Below are 2,351 nucleotides of genomic sequence, written 5' to 3'. Positions count from 1 at the left end.
CACTCACAAAAGTCTCTATGTATGCCTTGTTTGAGTATGATGGCAGCTCCTGCTGCTTGTTTCCAATTGAGTAGTTCTTCGTTTGCTGTGGTGTGTAAGTCTACTAATTGAAAACCTGCAAACATATAGCTTTCTACCTGCTTTAGGTTAGGAAATAAATCATGAAGATTAGTAGGAGCTTTATACGGCTTATTTCCATTGTACAAACAGCTATTGATGATAGCTGGTAAAGATGTGGTGTCATGTTCATTTATATGTTGACGCATGAGCAAGGTATTGTATTCTAAAAAGCGTAATAACATCAAGGAATCTTCCTCTGCCTGATGCTCTAGATGTAGATATATATAGTTCTGCGTTCCCTTGATAAGTGCTTTAAAAATACAATCACTATTTCTAATTTTTCCTGTAGAGCTAACAAAATCTTTATTGGTCAATATAAAACTATCTTGATCTATTTGCCTGAAAATTTCTTTTGGTAAATTGGCCTCTAAGAACGATAATATTACGCCTTTTGTTCCAAACGTTTGCTTAAAAAATTTGTCATGTGGGTGATGAACTGTATCCTGCTTCTCTTTTTTCTTCTCTTTTTCCTTCTCTTTTTTCTTAGTCATGTGATCGATACTGTAGTTAAGAAAGCTGCTTTTTCTTCTGTTCCTTTCAAGTATTTTAAAAATAGCTATTTATGTTGTACTACCTAGTACCTTCTTGCCATTTTCCCTTAATTTCCTATTTGGATGAACATATCTGTATAAATAGGACTCCTTAAATTGTGCCATTACTAAGATAATAGCTTCAATTCCAAGGATGGTTGTAATTACTCGAACAGTTCGTCCATAAATCTTTTCCATATAAAGAATTAGTTATAGAAAGACATTCCAGTAACGCTTTCATTATTTAAATAATAAACCTGGATGCTAAATACAACTAACCGGCCTAGTTAAATCCATGATTACTATTTACAACCCTTTGTAGGTATAGTCACGTTATATGGCACATTATTATGTATATTCAATTTTTTACCCAAATTCTAACCATATTTATAGATTTATAAAAAACAGATCAGATATATCAGCTCTTCTACCATAGCAGTGATATTATATAGCCTCCTTCTATTTTGTTTACTTCCAGTAGATAGCTGTGCGGAATCATATTCATCAACAACAGAATATGCTATCACCTTACATATAGCAGCTCAAAATGGTGATGTAGAAGCTTTATTAAAAAAACCATGTGTTGACGCAAATGCGAAAGATAAAGATGGTCTTACCCCCTATTTATATTGCAGTACGAGAAGGTCATGTAGAAGTGGTAAAAGCATTACTAGCCACTAATGGGATTCAGATGAATGCACAAAGTAAAGATGGTTTGACCCCGCTTCATTTGGCAGCATATATAGGTCATATAGAAGTGGTCAAAGAATTACTAAGCGCTCCAGGTATTTTGGTCAATAAAAAAATAATGATGGCAAAACTGCCCTTCATATTGCTAAGGAAAAGAATCATTTATCATGCGTTACTGTTATAGAAAATGCTATACAAAAGTAACAATAGGTGTTTACATTATGAAAAATTATACATTACGATTGACTGTTAGGGCATTAATTGTACAGGCAGATAAACTCCTTTTAGTAAGCAATGATGGCCATTTTTGGTATACACCAGGGGGTGGTATTGAAGCAAATGAAACATTACCTGAATGTGCTATTAGAGAAGTCAAGGAAGAAACAGGAATCAGTATTCAGGTAAATGATGTAATCTACGTTTACGATTTTTTTGATATTAAAAATGAATTACACAAAGTAGAAATCTATTTTACAACTCAAATCAAATCTAATCGTATCCCTAAAGATTGGTCAGATGAAGGTGGAAACGTTCAATACGTTAAGTTTTTTTCGCTTGAAGAGTTAAAGCATATGGATAATGTTGCACCTGGTTTTCTAAAAGAAGGTAAATGGCTGAAAACTAATATTGAAAACATATATAAAGGAGTAGCTGTTCAGGCAATGGCATCCACTTAAGGATCGCCACATTGGTATATAAGCCGTAAGGCATTGTCTTTTTACTTTTTTCTTGATAAAGAAGTGGTATAAAAAGCTTTTTTACCAAAATTGAGAACAGACAATTGCGTCAACTTAAGGAATTATTAATTATTTTTATTTGATTATAACGCTTTTTTTATCTTACTTTTTTCTTGATAAAAAAGTAAGCAAAAAATCAAGCCCTGGTAAAAAGTTTCGGAAAGCGCCCCTTACAGCTGGAAAAACAGAATCCACTCTGCAACATCCATTGCAGCTGTTTTTCTCTGTCATCTGTAAACTAAGCTTTCTGATCGCACTTTTTTCATCCGCGCTT

General features: G+C 33.4%; 3 protein-coding genes. 2 read left to right on the top strand and 1 reads right to left on the bottom strand.

Annotation, left to right across the window (positions count from 1 at the left end):
* Nucleotides 1-611, bottom strand: a 611-nt coding sequence (locus MUW73_RS00385) for an Rpn family recombination-promoting nuclease/putative transposase (protein ID WP_243575136.1), incomplete at its 3' end; no start/stop codon positions are given.
* A 631-nt stretch (nucleotides 612-1,242) separates the two neighbouring features.
* Between MUW73_RS00385 and MUW73_RS00380 the strand changes: the two genes are divergently transcribed.
* Both MUW73_RS00380 and MUW73_RS00375 read left to right on the top strand, forming a co-directional pair.
* Nucleotides 1,243-1,524: an ankyrin repeat domain-containing protein gene (locus MUW73_RS00380; RefSeq protein WP_243017909.1), complete on the top strand. Its 282-nt coding sequence runs from the start codon at nucleotides 1,243-1,245 to the stop codon at nucleotides 1,522-1,524.
* Nucleotides 1,525-1,561: 37 nt separating this feature from the next.
* Nucleotides 1,562-2,017, top strand: a complete 456-nt coding sequence (locus MUW73_RS00375) for an NUDIX domain-containing protein (RefSeq protein WP_243575135.1) — start codon at nucleotides 1,562-1,564, stop codon at nucleotides 2,015-2,017.
* The last annotated feature ends 334 nt before the right edge of the window (nucleotides 2,018-2,351 follow it).

This window comes from Candidatus Cardinium sp. cByotN1 (assembly GCF_022810525.1).
Taxonomy (GTDB): domain Bacteria; phylum Bacteroidota; class Bacteroidia; order Cytophagales; family Amoebophilaceae; genus Cardinium.
This window is presented reverse-complemented; position numbering and strand designations above follow the sequence as displayed.